Annotated in this window: 14 protein-coding genes; 8 read left to right on the top strand and 6 right to left on the bottom strand. The window is 65.1% G+C overall.

Annotated elements, in window-relative coordinates:
* The first annotated feature begins 2 nt into the window (after nt 1–2).
* Both VDP79_RS14455 and VDP79_RS14450 read left to right on the top strand, forming a co-directional pair.
* Nucleotides 3–1,106: a PLP-dependent cysteine synthase family protein gene (locus tag VDP79_RS14455; RefSeq protein ID WP_416233120.1), complete on the top strand. Its 1,104-nt coding sequence runs from the start codon at nt 3–5 to the stop codon at nt 1,104–1,106.
* A complete protein-coding gene (locus VDP79_RS14450) occupies nt 1,103–2,176 on the top strand; it encodes an NAD/NADP octopine/nopaline dehydrogenase family protein (RefSeq protein ID WP_323018856.1) in 1,074 nt (357 codons plus the stop codon). The genes VDP79_RS14455 and VDP79_RS14450 overlap by 4 nt, the downstream gene beginning before the upstream one ends.
* A gap of 15 nt (nt 2,177–2,191) precedes the next feature.
* Here the strand turns inward: VDP79_RS14450 and VDP79_RS14445 are convergent, their stop codons facing one another.
* A complete protein-coding gene (locus VDP79_RS14445; RefSeq protein WP_323018855.1) occupies nt 2,192–3,244 on the bottom strand; it encodes a hypothetical protein in 1,053 nt (350 codons plus the stop codon).
* A gap of 378 nt (nt 3,245–3,622) precedes the next feature.
* Between VDP79_RS14445 and leuA the strand changes: the two genes are divergently transcribed.
* A complete protein-coding gene (leuA, locus tag VDP79_RS14440; RefSeq protein WP_323018854.1) occupies nt 3,623–5,326 on the top strand; it encodes a 2-isopropylmalate synthase in 1,704 nt (567 codons plus the stop codon).
* A gap of 80 nt (nt 5,327–5,406) precedes the next feature.
* On the opposite strand, the gene VDP79_RS14435 is transcribed toward leuA, so the two are convergent.
* Complete coding sequence (locus VDP79_RS14435) at nt 5,407–5,724, bottom strand: hypothetical protein (RefSeq protein ID WP_323018853.1); 318 nt, start codon at nt 5,722–5,724, stop codon at nt 5,407–5,409.
* Between the two features lie 12 nt (nt 5,725–5,736).
* On the bottom strand, nt 5,737–6,081 hold the full coding sequence (locus tag VDP79_RS14430; RefSeq protein ID WP_323018852.1) for a DUF1840 domain-containing protein: 345 nt from the start codon (nt 6,079–6,081) through the stop codon (nt 5,737–5,739).
* Nucleotides 6,082–6,174: 93 nt separating this feature from the next.
* Here VDP79_RS14430 and VDP79_RS14425 point away from each other — a divergent pair, with 93 nt between their 5' ends.
* Nucleotides 6,175–7,470 (top strand): DUF6531 domain-containing protein, encoded by a 1,296-nt coding sequence (locus tag VDP79_RS14425; protein ID WP_323018851.1) that lies wholly within the window; start codon nt 6,175–6,177, stop codon nt 7,468–7,470.
* Here VDP79_RS14425 and VDP79_RS14420 read toward each other — a convergent pair.
* The gene (locus VDP79_RS14420) at nt 7,460–7,588 is read right to left on the bottom strand and encodes a hypothetical protein (RefSeq protein ID WP_323018850.1); all 129 of its coding nucleotides are present in this window, start codon (nt 7,586–7,588) and stop codon (nt 7,460–7,462) included. The genes VDP79_RS14425 and VDP79_RS14420 overlap by 11 nt on opposite strands.
* Before the next feature lie 4 nt (nt 7,589–7,592).
* Here VDP79_RS14420 and VDP79_RS14415 point away from each other — a divergent pair, with 4 nt between their 5' ends.
* From VDP79_RS14415 to VDP79_RS14400, 4 genes are all read left to right on the top strand, one after another.
* Nucleotides 7,593–9,893 carry a phospholipase effector Tle1 domain-containing protein gene (locus VDP79_RS14415; protein ID WP_323018849.1) on the top strand — a complete coding sequence of 767 codons (2,301 nt, stop codon included), beginning with the start codon at nt 7,593–7,595 and terminating at the stop codon, nt 9,891–9,893.
* A gap of 147 nt (nt 9,894–10,040) precedes the next feature.
* On the top strand, nt 10,041–11,723 hold the full coding sequence (gene argS / locus VDP79_RS14410) for an arginine--tRNA ligase (protein ID WP_323018972.1): 1,683 nt from the start codon (nt 10,041–10,043) through the stop codon (nt 11,721–11,723).
* 5 nt (nt 11,724–11,728) lie between these two features.
* Complete coding sequence (locus VDP79_RS14405; protein WP_323018848.1) at nt 11,729–12,433, top strand: SPOR domain-containing protein; 705 nt, start codon at nt 11,729–11,731, stop codon at nt 12,431–12,433.
* 110 nt (nt 12,434–12,543) lie between these two features.
* On the top strand, nt 12,544–13,167 hold the full coding sequence (locus tag VDP79_RS14400) for a thiol:disulfide interchange protein DsbA/DsbL (protein WP_323018847.1): 624 nt from the start codon (nt 12,544–12,546) through the stop codon (nt 13,165–13,167).
* Between the two features lie 14 nt (nt 13,168–13,181).
* On the opposite strand, the gene VDP79_RS14395 is transcribed toward VDP79_RS14400, so the two are convergent.
* Nucleotides 13,182–14,405, bottom strand: coding sequence for a PLP-dependent aspartate aminotransferase family protein (locus tag VDP79_RS14395; RefSeq protein WP_323018846.1), 1,224 nt, complete (start codon nt 14,403–14,405; stop codon nt 13,182–13,184).
* 41 nt (nt 14,406–14,446) lie between these two features.
* On the bottom strand, nt 14,447–15,523 hold the full coding sequence (locus VDP79_RS14390) for an MBL fold metallo-hydrolase (protein WP_323018845.1): 1,077 nt from the start codon (nt 15,521–15,523) through the stop codon (nt 14,447–14,449).
* Between the last annotated feature and the right edge of the window lie 43 nt (nt 15,524–15,566).

Genomic DNA, 15,566 nt, shown 5'->3' with positions numbered 1-15,566 from the left:
TCGTGGACTATTGCACCAAGGCGCCCAGCGCCCTATCCCTCGCCGATCGTGACTGGACCCGGCATGCCATCAGCATCCTGGAGGCGGATGGCAAAAGGTCCGCCGATACCCACATGGTCAAGCCGGATTTCCCCGGCCTGGCCGGTATCGACATCTACTTCAAGGACGAGAGCACCCACCCAACCGGCAGCCTGAAGCACCGGCTGGCCAGATCGTTGTTTCTGTACGGCATCTGCAACGGCCGCATTCGCAAGGGCACGACCCTGGTCGAAGCGTCGTCGGGCTCCACTGCGGTATCCGAGGCCTATTTTGCCCGGCTGCTGGGTCTGCCCTTCATCGCCGTGATGCCGGAATCCACCAGCCAGCAGAAGATCCAGGCGATCGAATGTTTCGGCGGCCGCTGCCACTTCGTCCAGCACGCCGGCGAAATTTATGCCGCAGCACAGACGCTGGTGGACGAGGCGGGCGGCTATTATCTGGACCAGTTCACCCACGCCGAACGCGCCACCGACTGGCGCGGCAACAACAACATCGCCGAAAGCATTTTCCGCCAGCTGTCGGGCGAACCGCACCCCATCCCGGAATGGGTCGTCATGAGCGCCGGCACCGGCGGCACGTCAGCCACCATCGGCCGATTTATCCGCTACCGCAACCTGGATACCCACTTGTGCGTCGTGGACGTCGAAGGATCGGCTTTTTACGATGCCTGGCAAAGCGGCGACCTGAGCACGACGGCGCGCGGATCCCGCATCGAAGGCATCGGCCGCCCGCGCGTCGAGCCATCCTTCATCCCCGGCGTCATCGACGAGATGATCCGCATCCCCGACGCAGCCTCTATCGCCGCCGCCCATGTGTTGTCCGACCGTCTGTTCCGCCGGGTCGGCGGATCGACCGGCACGAACTTCATGGGCATCCTGTGCATGGCATCGCTGATGCGCCAGCGCGGTCAGACGGGATCTCTGGTGACGCTGATCTGCGACAGCGGCGACCGCTATGCCACCACCTACTACAACGATGATTGGCTGAAGGCCCAGGACATCAATATCGACGCATGGCGCAGCCGGATCGAAACCTTCCTGGATACCGGCGAAGGCGCCCTGCTATGACGACGCACACGCCGATTCGCGTCGCCATTCTGGGCGCGGGCGGCGTAGGCCTGGCCTGCGCCGCCGTACTGGCGCACAAGGGGCACGCACCGGTCTTGTGGGCGCGCCATGATGCGGCCGTTCAGGCCATCCGCGCACAGGGCGTCCAGGCCCAGGGCGCTCTGGAAGGCCGATTCCCGGTGCTGGTCGACAGCGACTTGGCAACCGTCGTCGAACATGCCGCCGTCATTTTGCTGACCCTGCCCGCCAACGGCCGGCGCGTCTTGTTCGATCGCCTGCTGCCGATGATCCGCCCCGGACAGACCCTGATCATCAGCGGGGATCTGTCCCTGGGCGGCAGCTATCTGCACCGTCGGCTGATGGCCGCAGGCATCGAAGCCGATGTGGCGGCCTGGTCCACGACCGCCGTCATGGGCCGGCGTCTGGCTGCCCATCAGGTCCAGATCGGCGGCATCCGCCCCGTGGGCCCGATGGCGGTCCTGCCCGTCTCGGCCCAGAACCGCGCCCTCGCCGTCTGCACCGAGCTGTTCGGCCCCGGCTTCACCGCCGCCGGCCCGCTGGCGATCCTGATGGGCAATCTGAACCCGCCCGTCCACATGGCCAACGCCTTGTGCAACATCACCCGCATCGAAAAAGCGGAAGCTTGGGGAAACTATGACGGCATCACCCCCGCCGTCGCCCGCCTGATCGAAGATCTGGATCGGGAAAGACTGGAGCTGGCCAGCCGCTGCGGCCTGACCGTGCGCAGCGTACGCCAGCACTTCCATCGCAGCTTCGATCTGCCCGACACCCTGACGCTGGCCGAGATGGCGGCCGAGCTGCACCGACGTCGGCGCGGCGCTCCCCCCGGCCCCACCAGCCTGGCGACCCGCTTTCTGACCGAAGACCTGCCCTTTGGGGTGTGGCCGATGATCCGCGCCGCCCAGCTGCTAGGCGTACACCTGCCGCTGCACGAAGCCGGACTGACGCTGCTCAGCAGCCTGTGCGGGCAAGACTTCGCTGCGGCCAATGACCTGATCGACGATTGCGGCCTGGACGAAATCCTGGCCCGCCCCGCCGCCGAAAACTAATCCGCCGCGCCTGAATCAGGCGCGGCGGTGACGCCACCAATACACCGTCACCCCCAGGATCAGCGCAATACCCAGATAGCCCAGCAAGGGATACACGGTGCCCACCAGCGTCGTGAAGCCGGCAAAGCTCAGCCCCAGACCGACAAAGCTGGAAACCACGCTGATCAGACGGAATTTCGGCGTCTCCGGATCGGCGAAACGGGCGCTGAAGGCAAAGAACATGCCCACCGCCGTGCTGTAGATCATGCAGCACAGCGACACCATCATCAGCCAGCCCAGCCAGGGGTTCAGGCTCTTGGCCAGCAAGACCGTGGGCATCTCCGCTCCGCTGATCTGGTTCAGATTGGCAAACAGGCCGACGTTCAACAGCAGTATCAGCATCCCCAGTCCCAGGCCGCCCAACACCCCGCCGCGCGTGGTATTGCGGATATTGCGGCTGCCCCCTGACAATACAGCCAGCAGCGGAAAGCCGACGGCAATATTGAAGGACGCATACAGCACGCCGCCCAGAAACCAGTTAGGCGCAGCGCGGTCTTGCTGTTGCGCCGCCAGGGCGTTCAGCGCGGCGATATCGGTATCACTGCGAAACAGCGCATACACGACCAGCACGATGACCAGACACAGCAGCAGCGGCGTCACCGCGCTGATCAGATCGACGATACGCTGCACATTCAGGCAGAGCGTCAGCGACACCAGCACGGCCATGAACAAGCCGCCCGCCGCCAGCGGCAGATCGAAATGCTCCCGGAACAGCGACCCCGTGCCGGCCAGCATGGCCACGCCCACCCCGAACAAGAAGAAAATCAGGGCCAGATCGACCAGCGACCCCAGCTTCTCGCCAAAGACGGCGTTGAGCACGACCTTGTGCGAATGCGCCTGCAGCTGTGTGCCGATGCGCGCCACTTGCATGCCCAGGAAAGCAAACAACAGGCCGGACACCAGCGTCCCTGCCACGCCCCACAGACCGAAGTGGGTGAAAAACTGCAGGACCTCCTGCCCGGAAGCGAAGCCGCCCCCGATGATCACGCTCATGTATGCAGAAGCCAGCTGCAGAACCTGTCGATTCATGGTGCTCTCACTCGCCCGCAGCAGGCCGGATCAGCCCGGCGGACACGTATTTCATGTTGGATAAACCGCACATTGTGCCAAGACAAACCTGCTTCGACACTTGCGAAGGCGCGGAAAATATGTTTGACTTGAGCCTATGAATATTTCACGCGCACCCTTTGACGCTATCCGGCAGGTCTCTGCCGACGCGTTTGTGCGCGCTTCCGCACCGACTCCGGTGCGGCGCTCTCCTGTCCTATCGGGTCTCCTACTGCTAGCGATCGGTTGCCGGGCCTAGCGCCGCGTGGCAGTTCGGCAACCTTTCCTACGCCACATCTTCGCGACCCCGCGATCGTAGTCCGTCCGTGATCCGGACCCCGAACCCAGACAGGTATTGCCATGATTCAAAACCCCGCTTCCAAATACATTCCGTTCGCACCGTTCGCACGCGACTATGCCGAACGCACCTGGCCCAGCCGCCGCATCACCACGCCGCCGATCTGGATGAGCACCGACCTGCGTGACGGCAATCAGGCCCTGATCGAACCCATGAGCGTAGATCGCAAGCTGCGTTTTTTCGACCAACTGGTCAAGATCGGCTTCAAGGAAATCGAAGTCGGCTTTCCTTCCGCTTCCCAGACCGACTACGACTTCGTGCGCAAGCTGGTGGATGAAAAACGCATCCCCGACGATGTCACCATCATCGGCCTGACCCAGGCGCGCGATGACCTGATTCTGCGCACCGTGCAGGCCCTGGCAGGCGCCAAGCATGCCATCGTGCACATGTACAACGCCTGCGCGCCGGCCTTTCGCAAGATCGTCTTCAACATGAACCGCGACGAAGTCCGCGCCATCGCCGTCGCGGGCACGAAAACCGTCAAGGCTGCCGTCGCCGCACACCCCGAGACCCACTGGCGCTACGAATATTCGCCGGAAGTCTTCAGCACCACCGAACCGGATTTCGCGCTGGATGTCTGCAATGCCGTGGTCGCCGCCTGGCAACCCACCGTGCAGGACAAGATCATTCTGAATTTGCCGGCCACCATCGAGGCCACCACGCCCAATCTGTACGCCGATCAGATCGAATGGATGCACCACAATCTGGCGCAACGCGACACGATCGTGCTCAGCGTGCACCCGCACAACGATCGTGGCACTGCCGTGGCCGCCGCTGAATTCGCCGTCATGGCCGGCGCCGACCGCATCGAAGGCTGTCTGTTCGGCAACGGCGAACGCACCGGCAACGTTGACCTGGTCACGCTGGCCCTGAACCTGTACACCCAGGGCATCCACCCAGGTCTGGACTTCTCCGACATCGACGAAGTCCGCCGCTGCGTCGAAGACTGCAATCAATTGCCCGTCCATCCGCGCCACCCCTATGTGGGCGACCTGGTGTTCACGGCCTTTTCGGGTTCGCACCAAGACGCCATCAAGAAAGGCTTTGCCGTCCAGCAAGCCGATGCCGTCTGGGAAGTCCCCTACCTGCCGATCGACCCGGCCGACCTGGGCCGCAGCTACGACGCCGTCATTCGCGTCAATAGCCAATCCGGCAAGGGCGGTGTGTCCTACCTGCTGGAACACGAACACGGCCTGGTCTTGCCGCGCCGCCTGCAGATCGAGTTCAGCCGCGCCATCCAGCGCGTGACCGACGAAACCGGCAGCGAAGTCACGCCCAAGGACGTCTACGAGATTTTCTCCCGCGAATACCTGGATCGCGAGACCCCCTGGAAACTGATCCGTCACCGCATCACGGGCAGCCCCAAGACCACCGGCCAGAAGCAGTTCATGATCGAAGTCGAGATCCAGGCCGACGGCCAGACCCGGCATCTGTCAGGCCAGGGTGATGGTGCGATTTCCGCCTTTGTGGACGCGCTGGGCATCGAGGCCCGCATCATGGACTACCAGGAACATGCCATCGGCACCGGCACCGATACCCGGGCTGCGTCCTATGTGGAAATCCGCATCGGCGACGAGGCCAATGGCTATGGCGTCGGTATCCACGAAGACATTGTCACATCATCGTTCCTGGGCATCCTGAGCGCCATCAATCGCTATTGCGCCAGCCACAAGACATTGCCGGCGCGGGTATCCGCCGCAGCCTGATCACAGGAATATCGTTCCGATCCATCTGAGCTGACCAGCCCCCCGGCCTACCCGGCCGGGGCGGCGGCGGCCAGACGCCGTCAATACACGATGGACAGCCCCGGTACATCAACAGTGACCCGGGGCTTTTCTAATGCCTGCACAGCATGCGCGGCGAATTCCTGGGCCAGATCGGCCTGGGATGACAGGGCGCGATAGCCCAGTGCATCGGCCACCCCCAGGATTTTGTCCAACAACAGGACCTTCCCGCTGACCCGCAGCGGTTCGCAGCCTAGGGATTCCCAACGCTGTTCGAACCAGGCCCGAGCGGCCCGGGCCTGTTCCGCATCGACGGGCGCATCCACTGTGAATTCCAGTGAATGCTGCGCATCAAACACAATGATCACGTGACCCTGCATGGCATGGTTTCCTTACCAGATGGGTGCTGGTTCCCAGGTGACGTCTTCGCCTTTTTCGCGGGCCAGGCGCAACATGGCCAGCAGCGGCCAGGCGCGGCGACGCACGCCGACATGCTGAGCGATGGGGTGTTCGGTCGCATCGTCGTGTTCATCGGCATGATCATGATGGCTGGTATCGGCCGCCGCCAGCGACTCGATGCCCGCAATCGCCGCATCCAGCTGGGCGCGGGTGATGACCCCTCGTTCAGGCAGATCCGGCGAGTCGAATGTTTTGCCTGCAGCAACCAGAATGGGCCTGGCGTGTTGGGCGAACATCAGGACCTCGGCTGCCGATTTGGACTGAAACAAAATGAGCATGGTGGGTCTTCCGCAATGGACATAAACATACACTAACCCAAGTTCAGCACCCTGCCAAGTCGGACAATATCCGACGTTGACAGGAGCCGAACCATGTCCGAAACCCGCATCCGTCGCCGCTTTCCGGCGTTCCCTCGACGACAGCCGGCCTGGGGGCCGTGGCTGCTGATCAGCCTGTTGTGCCTGGGTCCCGGCGTAGCGGACACACGCGCCGATCTCAGCTGCCGGGCGCCCTCGGGCACCCCCGGCCTGTCCTCGCCCTGCGGCGCCGGATCGACCCTGGGCCCCGCCCGCGAACCGGACCTGGATACCGGCATCAGCAACCCCATTCATCGGGCCACGGGGGAAAAATTCCTGCGGGATATCGACCTGCCCGCCGCCCTGAAAGGAGACAGCCCCGGCTTTGTCCGCCTGTACCGATCCAGCTCCACCCAGGCCGGCCCGCTGGGCGCAGGCTGGACCAGCGATTATGACGTCACGCTGCACCACAGCCCGCGAGGCTGGCGGCTGCAACTGGCCGATGGCCGGATCGCGCAGTACGACACGCAAGGCCATCCGGCACAAGCAGGCAACGGCCGCATCCACGTCGTCTCGGCGCAGCCGATACGCTCGCCCGCGACCGGTGCAGAAACCATGCTCGAGGACGGCATCACCCATCGCTGGATCGGCCAGGATGGACACCGCCTGGGCTTCGATTCCCAGGGCCGCCTGCGCGCCATCAGCCGGACCGGACAACCCGCCACGCAGATCGACTATCACCCCGACGGCCCCTATCAGGGCCTGATTTCCCGCATTCAGCAAGGGGCGCAGCGCCTGACACCGCATTACGGCCCGCCCGGCCCCGGCCCCCTGATGCGGTCGCTGGACACCCCGCTGGGAACCTTTCTCTATGAATACGATGTTCTGCCCCGCGCTTCGATCCCTGGCGCAGACGCGCCCCCCGCAGGCCTGCACCGCTTGCGCGCCGTCACGCGCCCGGACGGCATGCAGCGCCGCTACCACTATGAACCTGAGCGACAGGCCGGTCATGCGGCCGCCATCACGGGCGTCACGCTGCACAGCCGCACCGGGCAAGATCAGCGGATACGCAGCTGGGCCTACGATGCTCAAGGCCGGGTCACGCACGCCATTCCCGGGCCGCCCGAGCAAAGCACAGGCCGCCTGGCGCTGCAGTATCCCCCTGACAGATCCGCCACCGTGACGCGAGATGAACAGGGTCGCTTGAGCGCTATCGATCGCCTGCAGATCCAACGCGACCGGGATGGCCGCATCCAAAGCCTAAGCCAGATACAAGGCGGCTGGCCCGGCCTGCGGATGGAATACGATGCACAAGGAACGCCGCAGCGCCTGGAGCAGCACACTGACGGGCCGCACCCAGCTACGTCATGACGCCCAAGGCCGCCTGCAAGCGCTGACGGCCGCCAATGGGGACGCCCTGGCGCTGCAGCGGGATGGCGCAGGACGCCCCGTCAGCCTGCGCTATACGAGCGCCGGAAAGGCCGGACATTCCCGTGACACTGTATTGGCGCGGACCGCGCCTGCGGCGTCTGGAACACCCCGATGAAACCGAATCCCTGGATCATGATCCTGATGGACGTGTGCTGGTCCGCACCGTGCTGCGGCCCCATGCATCCGGCCCCTTGCGATACCGGGAAACCTTTGCCTATGACCACGCCGGCCGCCTGCTGCGCCACGATCTGCCGGAAGGCGGGGCCTTGCACTACGCCTGGTCGACTGACAAGCGGCTGGCAGGTCTCACCTGGGAATCCCCTGACGGTTCACGGCGCCCGGTCATTGAAACCGTGACGGGCCTAGCCGGCTATCGCTACGGCAACGGGCTGCAGTTGCAAACGGGCACAGATCCGCAGGGGCGCGCTGATCGCTCGATGCTGACGCTGGACGAGCAGGTGCTCTGGGGCGAGCACCGCCAATACGACGACCATGGGCAGATTCTGCAGCAGCACCGACTGAACGTGAACCGCCGGACGCAGCACCGCTATGCCTATGATTCCCAGGGGAGACTGATCGGCATCCAGGCATCCGCCGGCCCCGCAATCAAAGCAGTCCGGCACTGGCTGGCCTGGGCCGACGATGGCCGCCTGATCAATCGCAGCCCTCCCGACAGCCCTTCCGACAGCCCATCCGCCGGCGCAGCAGCGCCTGGCGGGGCAACGCAACGCCTGTCCGTTATCCAACGCGACGCTGCCGGTCTGCCGCTGCGGGTGGGCAGCCGCACCCTGCGATACCAGGCGCAACAGCGTCTGGCCGATGTCCGCCAAGGCGATCATGTGCTGGTCCGCTACACCTACAACGCCCGGGGCCAGCAGATCCGCCAGCGGTCCGGCGCACAGGAGATCGAACGCTATTACCTGGATAACCGCCTGGCGGCGCGCTGGATCCGTCCAACGGCAGCCCCTGGTCAGACAGCGCCGCGCTTTGGCGTCAGCGAACGCTATCTCTATGCTCAGGATGTCCCTGTCGGCCTGCTGCGCACCGACGCCCAAGGCCGCACCCGCCTGTTCTTCATCCATGCCGATCTGCTGGGCGCCCCGGTGCTGATAACGGACGAGACGCGCGCCATCCGCTGGTCCGCCGCCTACGACATCCTGGGCCGGGCCAGCGTGTCCGGCGACCTGTCCCTGCCGCTGCGTTGGCCGGGACAGGACGAAGATCCGTTCACGGGGTGGCATGACAATGTCTTTCGCACCTATCTGCCGCAGCGCGGCCACTATCTGGAGCCGGACCCCCTGGGGCCGGTTCCGGGACAGCAAGCACTGGGTTATGCCGCCCAGCAACCGTTACGCCATACCGATCCGCTGGGCCTGATCCTGCTGGCCTTCGACGGCACCCGCTATGGCCGCGCCAACCAGAGCAATGTCTGGCGGCTGTCCCAGGCCTACGACGACGGCCCGGTCTATTACCACGCCGGTCCCGGCAACAATCTGTACCTGGACTGGGACGCAGTCACCGCCGCCAGCAGCGGCCAGATTCTGCGCAACCAATGGCAGTCGCTGATGAACGCCCTGCAGCGGGCGCAAGGGGCCGCCGCGCCCGTCCCCATCGACATTCTGGGGTATTCACGGGGCGCCGCCCTGGCACGGGATTTTGCCAATCGCATTGCCCGCCAGACCCGCAACGGCTGGTTTTCCTACGACGATCCCTTGCGCGGCACGATCGGCTTATGTGTGGACCTGCGCTTTCTGGGCCTGTTCGATACCGTGGCCCAATTCGGGCTGCTGGGCGCTGCCAACGCCGGGTTCGATCTATCCATCGATGGCGCCTGGAGCTGGGTGGCGCACGCCGTGGCTCTGCACGAACTGCGCCACACATTTCCTCTGGTCGCGGCCCGAGCAGGCGCATCGACCAATACCGTGGAAGCCCCCTTCATCGGCGCTCACGCCGACATCGGCGGCGGCCTGTTGCGGGACAACGACGGCCCGGATCAAACGGACGGCGACCTGTCGGATGTCGCTCTGAACTGGATGCGCTGGCAGGCACTGGCCGCACTGGCGCCCATGAAGGCGCTGGCGCCCGAAGAGCAGCAAATCACACGCCCCTGGCTGCATGACGAACGCAGTCCCGCGCAACGCCTGCTGGCGGGTGATCGCAATCTGCAAGACGCAGACACCCGATCACGAGGCCCGCAAGGCGCCGATGCCCAGCTGGGAACGGCCCAGCGCCAACAGTTTGAAACCTTCATCCAACGGATCAGCCACTGGGAACTGAATGCCGGCAATGTCGTGGGCCAGGTGGACATGCAGGGCTACGGCGCCTGGCTAGAGTCGCAACTGGGGATGCCGGGGATGCGCTGAACCCCGGGCCCGAGTCGAGCCGCCCCCAGGGTGGAACAGGCCGCCCCGGCACGAAGGCCCTGAAATCGGGCTATCATTTCGGGATATCTTTGGCGGCGACACGTGCAAAACACGCTGGACGCCGCCGTCACCGTTCATCATTCCGTCATGCTGCCACAGCAAACCGCCCAGCTTACTTCCCTCTTGCGCACCGCCCTGGACTCCCTGATCCCGGACCATGCGCTGGACATCACCCTGGAACGCCCCAAGGTCGCCGCGCATGGCGACGTGGCCTGCAACATCGCCATGCAGGCGGCCCGCAGCGCCCGCCGCAACCCGCGCGAACTGGCCCAGGCCATCGTCGATGCCGTCCTGGCTCAGCCGGGCGCCGGCGACCTGATCGCCCAGGCCGAGGTCGCCGGCCCCGGCTTCATCAATTTCCGCTTGTCCAACGCCGCGCACCAGGCCGTGCTGGACGTCATCCAGTCGCAGGGCGAGCGCTACGGCCACCGCCCTGCCCAGGACGAACGCATCCTGGTCGAATTCGTATCCGCCAACCCGACGGGGCCGCTGCACGTGGGCCACGCCCGCCAAGCGGCGCTGGGGGATTCGATCTGCCGCCTGTTCGCCACCCAAGGCGCCCAGGTCGCGCGCGAGTTCTATTACAACGACGCCGGCAACCAGATCCACAATCTGGCGATCAGCGTGCAGGCCCGCGCCCGGGGTGTCGAACCCGAGGACGCCGCCTTTCCCGAAGACGGCTACAAGGGCGAATACATCCTGGATATCGCCCGCGACTACCTGGCCCGCGCCACGGTGCAGGCCAGCGATGGCGAGCCCATCCAGGCCAGCGGCGATCTGGACGATCTGGACGCGATCCGCCGCTTTGCCGTCGCCTATCTGCGTCGCGAACAGGACCTGGATCTGCAGGCCTTCGATCTGCGCTTCGACCGGTACTACCTGGAAAGCTCGCTGTATACCAGCGGCCGAGTGGACCGCACCGTGCAGGCCTTGATCGACGCCGGCCACACCTACGAACAGGGCGGCGCCCTGTGGCTGCGCACCACCGAACTGGGCACCGGCGACGATAAAGACCGCGTCATGCGCAAATCCGAAGGCGGCTACACCTATTTCGTGCCGGACGTGGCCTACCACGTCGCCAAATGGGAACGCGGCTTTCATCAGGCCATCAACATCCAGGGCACTGATCACCACGGCACGATCGCCCGCGTACGCGCCGGTCTGCAGGGCCTGAACCTGGGCATCCCGGCGGATTATCCGGCGTATGTGCTGCACAAGATGGTGCGCGTGATGCGCGACGGCGCCGAGGTCAAAATCTCCAAACGGGCCGGCAGCTATGTCACGCTGCGCGACCTGATCGACTGGGTGGGGCGCGACGCCGTGCGCTTCTTCCTGGCGCAGCGCCGGGCGGACTCGGAATTCGTCTTCGACATCGATCTGGCCCTGTCGCACAGCGAGGAAAACCCGGTCTATTACATCCAGTATGCGCATGCGCGCATCCATTCGCTGCTGCGCCAGCATGATACGGCGCAACAGGCGCAGTCCGCCGACCCGTCCTTGCTGACGGCCCCCACCGAAATCACCCTGCTGCAGCGCCTGGCCGAATATCCCGCCGTGCTGACGCAGGCCGCCCACGAACTGGCCCCGCACCAACTGGCTTTCTGGCTGCGCGACTGCGCCGCTGATTTCCACGCCTGGTACAACGCTGAACGCATTCTGGTGGACGACCCCGCGCTGGGCGCCGCCCGCCTGCGTCTGGCACGGGCTACCGCCCAGGTCATCGCCAATGGCCTGGGCTTGCTGGGGGTCAGCGCCCCCGAACGGATGTAAGCCTCATGGCCACACGCAAGAAAAAAACCTCGGGCAGCGCCTGGTTCGGCCTGGTGCTGGGCATGGTGCTGGGCGTGGCCGCCGCCGTGGCGGTCGCGCTGTTCGTCACCCAAGCGCCCATGCCCTTCAAGGACAAGGCCAGCCGCGACACACCGACCACCTTGCTGCCGGACGTGAAGAACGCCCCCGACCCGAACATCGCCCTGTACGGCAAGGACGGTCCTGCCGGCACCCGCGCGCCGGCGCAAGGCGGCAGCGCCATCAATCCGCCAGGCGCCGCCCCCGAACCGGGCCAACCGGAAAACCCGCTGTCCGACGCCATCGGCCAGATCATCGCCGGACTGGATCAGCCGGCCGCCAAGGCGCCGACGCCGCCTGCCGTCAAGGCGCCCGTCCCGGCCGAGACCAGCGCCAAACCGGTTGCCGGTCTGCCCATCCCGCCGCCTGCACCGCCGCCCAACAAGCCCGCCGCCAACACCCAGACCACCTATTTCCTGCAGACGGGCGCGTTCCGCTCGAACACTGAGGCCCAGGCGATGCTGGCCCGCGTAGTGCTGCTGGGCCTGCCGGTACGCATTGAGGCAGGGGAATCGAACGGCGCCGCCATCAACCGGGTGCGGGTCGGTCCCTTCAAGGGCATCGACGACATGAACCGCGCTCGCACCAAGCTGGGCGACGAGAAGATCGAGTCCTCCGTCATCCGCCCCTGAGGCCCGCACTGTACATCCAGCCAGGTCACGGATTCACATAGCAGGGAACCTGATCTGGTTATAGTGATCCAAGATCACAGTCCCTGTAGATTTTTTGGAGTTGCACCATCATGACCGCCTTGTTTTCCCGTTTCGCTTCCGGTCTGCTGCTAGGCATGGCCGCACTGGCCCTGTCGCCTGCTCACGCCGCTTCCTTCGACACCCTGGACCCGGTACAGCCCTCCGACACCCCGGGCAAGATCGAGGTCTTGGAGTTTTTCTCCTATACCTGCCCGCACTGCGCCAAAATCGAGCCGCTGGTGGTGAAATGGCGCCAGACGCTGCCGGACACGGTGGCATTCAAGGGCGTGCCCGTCGCCTTCAATGCCAGCATGAAAGACCAACAAAAGCTGTACTACGCGCTGGAAGCGGTCGACCGGATGGACCTGCATGACGCGGTGTTCAAGGCGATCCACGAAGACAACAAGCAGCTGTTCAAGGCGGACGACATCATCGCCTGGGTAGCCGCCCAAGGCGTGGATCGCAAGGCGTTCACGGATGCCTTCAATTCGTTCGGGGTGCAGACGAAGATCACGCGCGCCGACGAACTGGCAAAGGCCTATCGTATCGACGGAACGCCGTCGCTGGCCATCGGCGGCCGGTATGTGACGTCGCCGTCGCATACGGGCAGCTATCAAGGCGCGATCGACGAGGCCGACAAGCTGGTGAAACAGTTGCTGGCGGGGCAGAAGTAAGCGGCTGCTTTTAATCAGCCGGCTGCTGCAAACGCCTGCGCCAGGTCGGCGATCAGATCCGCCGGGTCTTCCAACCCGATATGCAGCCGCAGCACCGTGCCGGCTTTCATGCGCTCGTCCGCCACCGACGCCCAGTAGGCATGCGAAACCAGGGCGGACGGCTCCACCTGCGTCACCAGGCTTTCGTAGCCGCCCCAGGAATAGCCGATGCCAAACAGGCGCAGGCCATCGATCACGCGGCGCACTTGCGGTTCCGTGAAATCGACCGCCACGGCCAGCAGGCCGTTGGACCCGCTGGCATCGCGTTGCCATAGCGCATGCCCCGGGTCCTGCGGCCAGGCGGGAAAGAAAATCCGGGAGACCTGGGGCTGGGCCGCCAGCCATTCACACACCGTCAACGCATGCTCGCCACAGCCCCGCATGCGCAGACCCAGGGTGCGAGCGCCGCGCAGGGCCAGCCAGGCGTCATCGGCGCTGACCGTATTGCCCAAGGCATAGTGGGTTTCATGCAGCTTGCGGATCAGCGCCGGATCGCTGGCTACCGCCGCGCCCAGCATCAGGTCGGAATGCCCGCCGATGTATTTGGTCGCGGCAATCACGGAAATATCCGCCCCCAAGGCCAGCGGCCGATAGATGTAGCCCGATCCCCAGGTGTTGTCGGCGATCACTGTCAGGCCATGATCATGCGCCCAACGCGACAAGGCGGGCAGGTCCAGCATCTCCATCAGCAGGGAGCCCGGGGATTCCAGATACAGGACCTGGGTTTCGGGGCGCAGGGCCGCCTGCAGGCTGGCCAGATCGGGGCGCACGAAGTCCATGGCGACGCCCATGCGCGCCAGGATGGTCTTGTGCAGATAGCGCACCGGCCCATAGACGCAATCGACCACCAGCGCATGATCGCCCTGGCTGAGACACGCCATCAGCGCCATGCTGATGGCCGCCATGCCGGACGGCGCCAGAAAGGCCCGTTGACCGCCTTCCAGACTGCACAGCAGGGTTTCCATGGCCTCGTGCGTCTGCAGGCCGACCCGGCCATAGGTGGGCGCGCGTTCGCCGCGCTGCTTGGCATCCTGGGCGCGGTCCAGCAGATCCATGGAGGCGAACCGCACCGTGCTGGTGCGCATCGACGGCAGGGCGACCGGCCCAGACCCTGTGACAGGGTCCAGCGGCGCCTGGCCGATGTGCTGAAGCAAGGTGTCGATGCGGTCGTCGGCGTGGCCGTTCGCGGCGCTGGTCATGGTTCGTATCCTGTGTCGTCAAGAATGGGTAAAGCGTCGGATCAGACCCGCTGAAAACGGTATACCCCATCGGCATCCAGGGTGCGGGTCAGGTCGCCTCGAAAGTATAGGGCGTGCAAATGCGCGATGGATTCACCCATGGCGAAACCCAGCTGGTGCAGATCCAGCTGGCGATGAAACAGCACCGGCAGCAGATCATGGGCGCTTTGAGGCTGCGCACAGGCGGTCAGGACTTCCACCAGGCGTTCGGCATGGTGGGTCTGCTGCTGGGCGATGCGTCGATGCAGACCCCGGAAGGGGCGGCCATGCGAGGGCAGCACCAGGGCATCGGCCGGCAGGCTGTCGTAGGCCTTCAGGGAATCCAGGTACAGCGGCAGGGGATTGGCCTCGGGTTCCAGATCGAAGACGCTGACATTGGTGGAAATGCGCGGCAGCACCATGTCGCCGGAGATCAGCACGCCCAGCGTCGGGCTCCATAGGGACACGTGTTCCGGCGCGTGGCCGTAGCCGACGATCACGCGCCAGGGGCGGCCGCCGATCTGCACATCCTGACCGTGCATCAGCCGATGAAAGCGCTTGGGCACGTCCGGCACCAGACGGGCGTAATAATCGTGGCGTTTGCGAATCAAGGTCTGGGCATCGGGATCCGTCAGGCCATGACGGGCAAAGTGCCGGGCGGCGCTATCCCCGGCCGGACCGCTGCCTTCCTGGGCGGTATCCGCCACGGCGGCGCCAGCCCACAAACGGGCCAGGGCGTAGTCGGTCATGGACATCCACAGCGGCGCCTGCCAGCGTTCGCACAGCCAATGCGCCAACCCGACATGATCGGGATGCATGTGCGTGACGATCACGCGCAACACCGGCAAGCCATCCAGCGCCTGGTCAAAGGCGGTTTCCCAGGTCTCACGGACCTCGCTGCGGTCGATGCCGCAATCCACTACCGTCCAGCCGTCCCGGCCGCCGATGCGGTCACGCAACAGCCACAGATTGATGTGATCCAGCGCAAAGGGCAGCGGCATGCGGATCCAGCGCACGCCATCGGCTACGGCCAGGGCATGGCCGGGTTCGGGCAGGGTCTGATCCCAGGGGTATTGCAGTTCCTGTTCCTGCAGATTCATGCCGCGTCTCCTTTGTATCCGGCTGATCCAGTGTTTTCCGTAT

Origin of the sequence: Castellaniella sp. (assembly GCF_034675905.1) — a bacterium.
In the GTDB taxonomy this organism is placed as follows: domain Bacteria; phylum Pseudomonadota; class Gammaproteobacteria; order Burkholderiales; family Burkholderiaceae_B; genus Castellaniella.
Note: the sequence above shows the minus strand (reverse complement) of the source record. Positions and strands in the feature narration are given on the sequence as shown.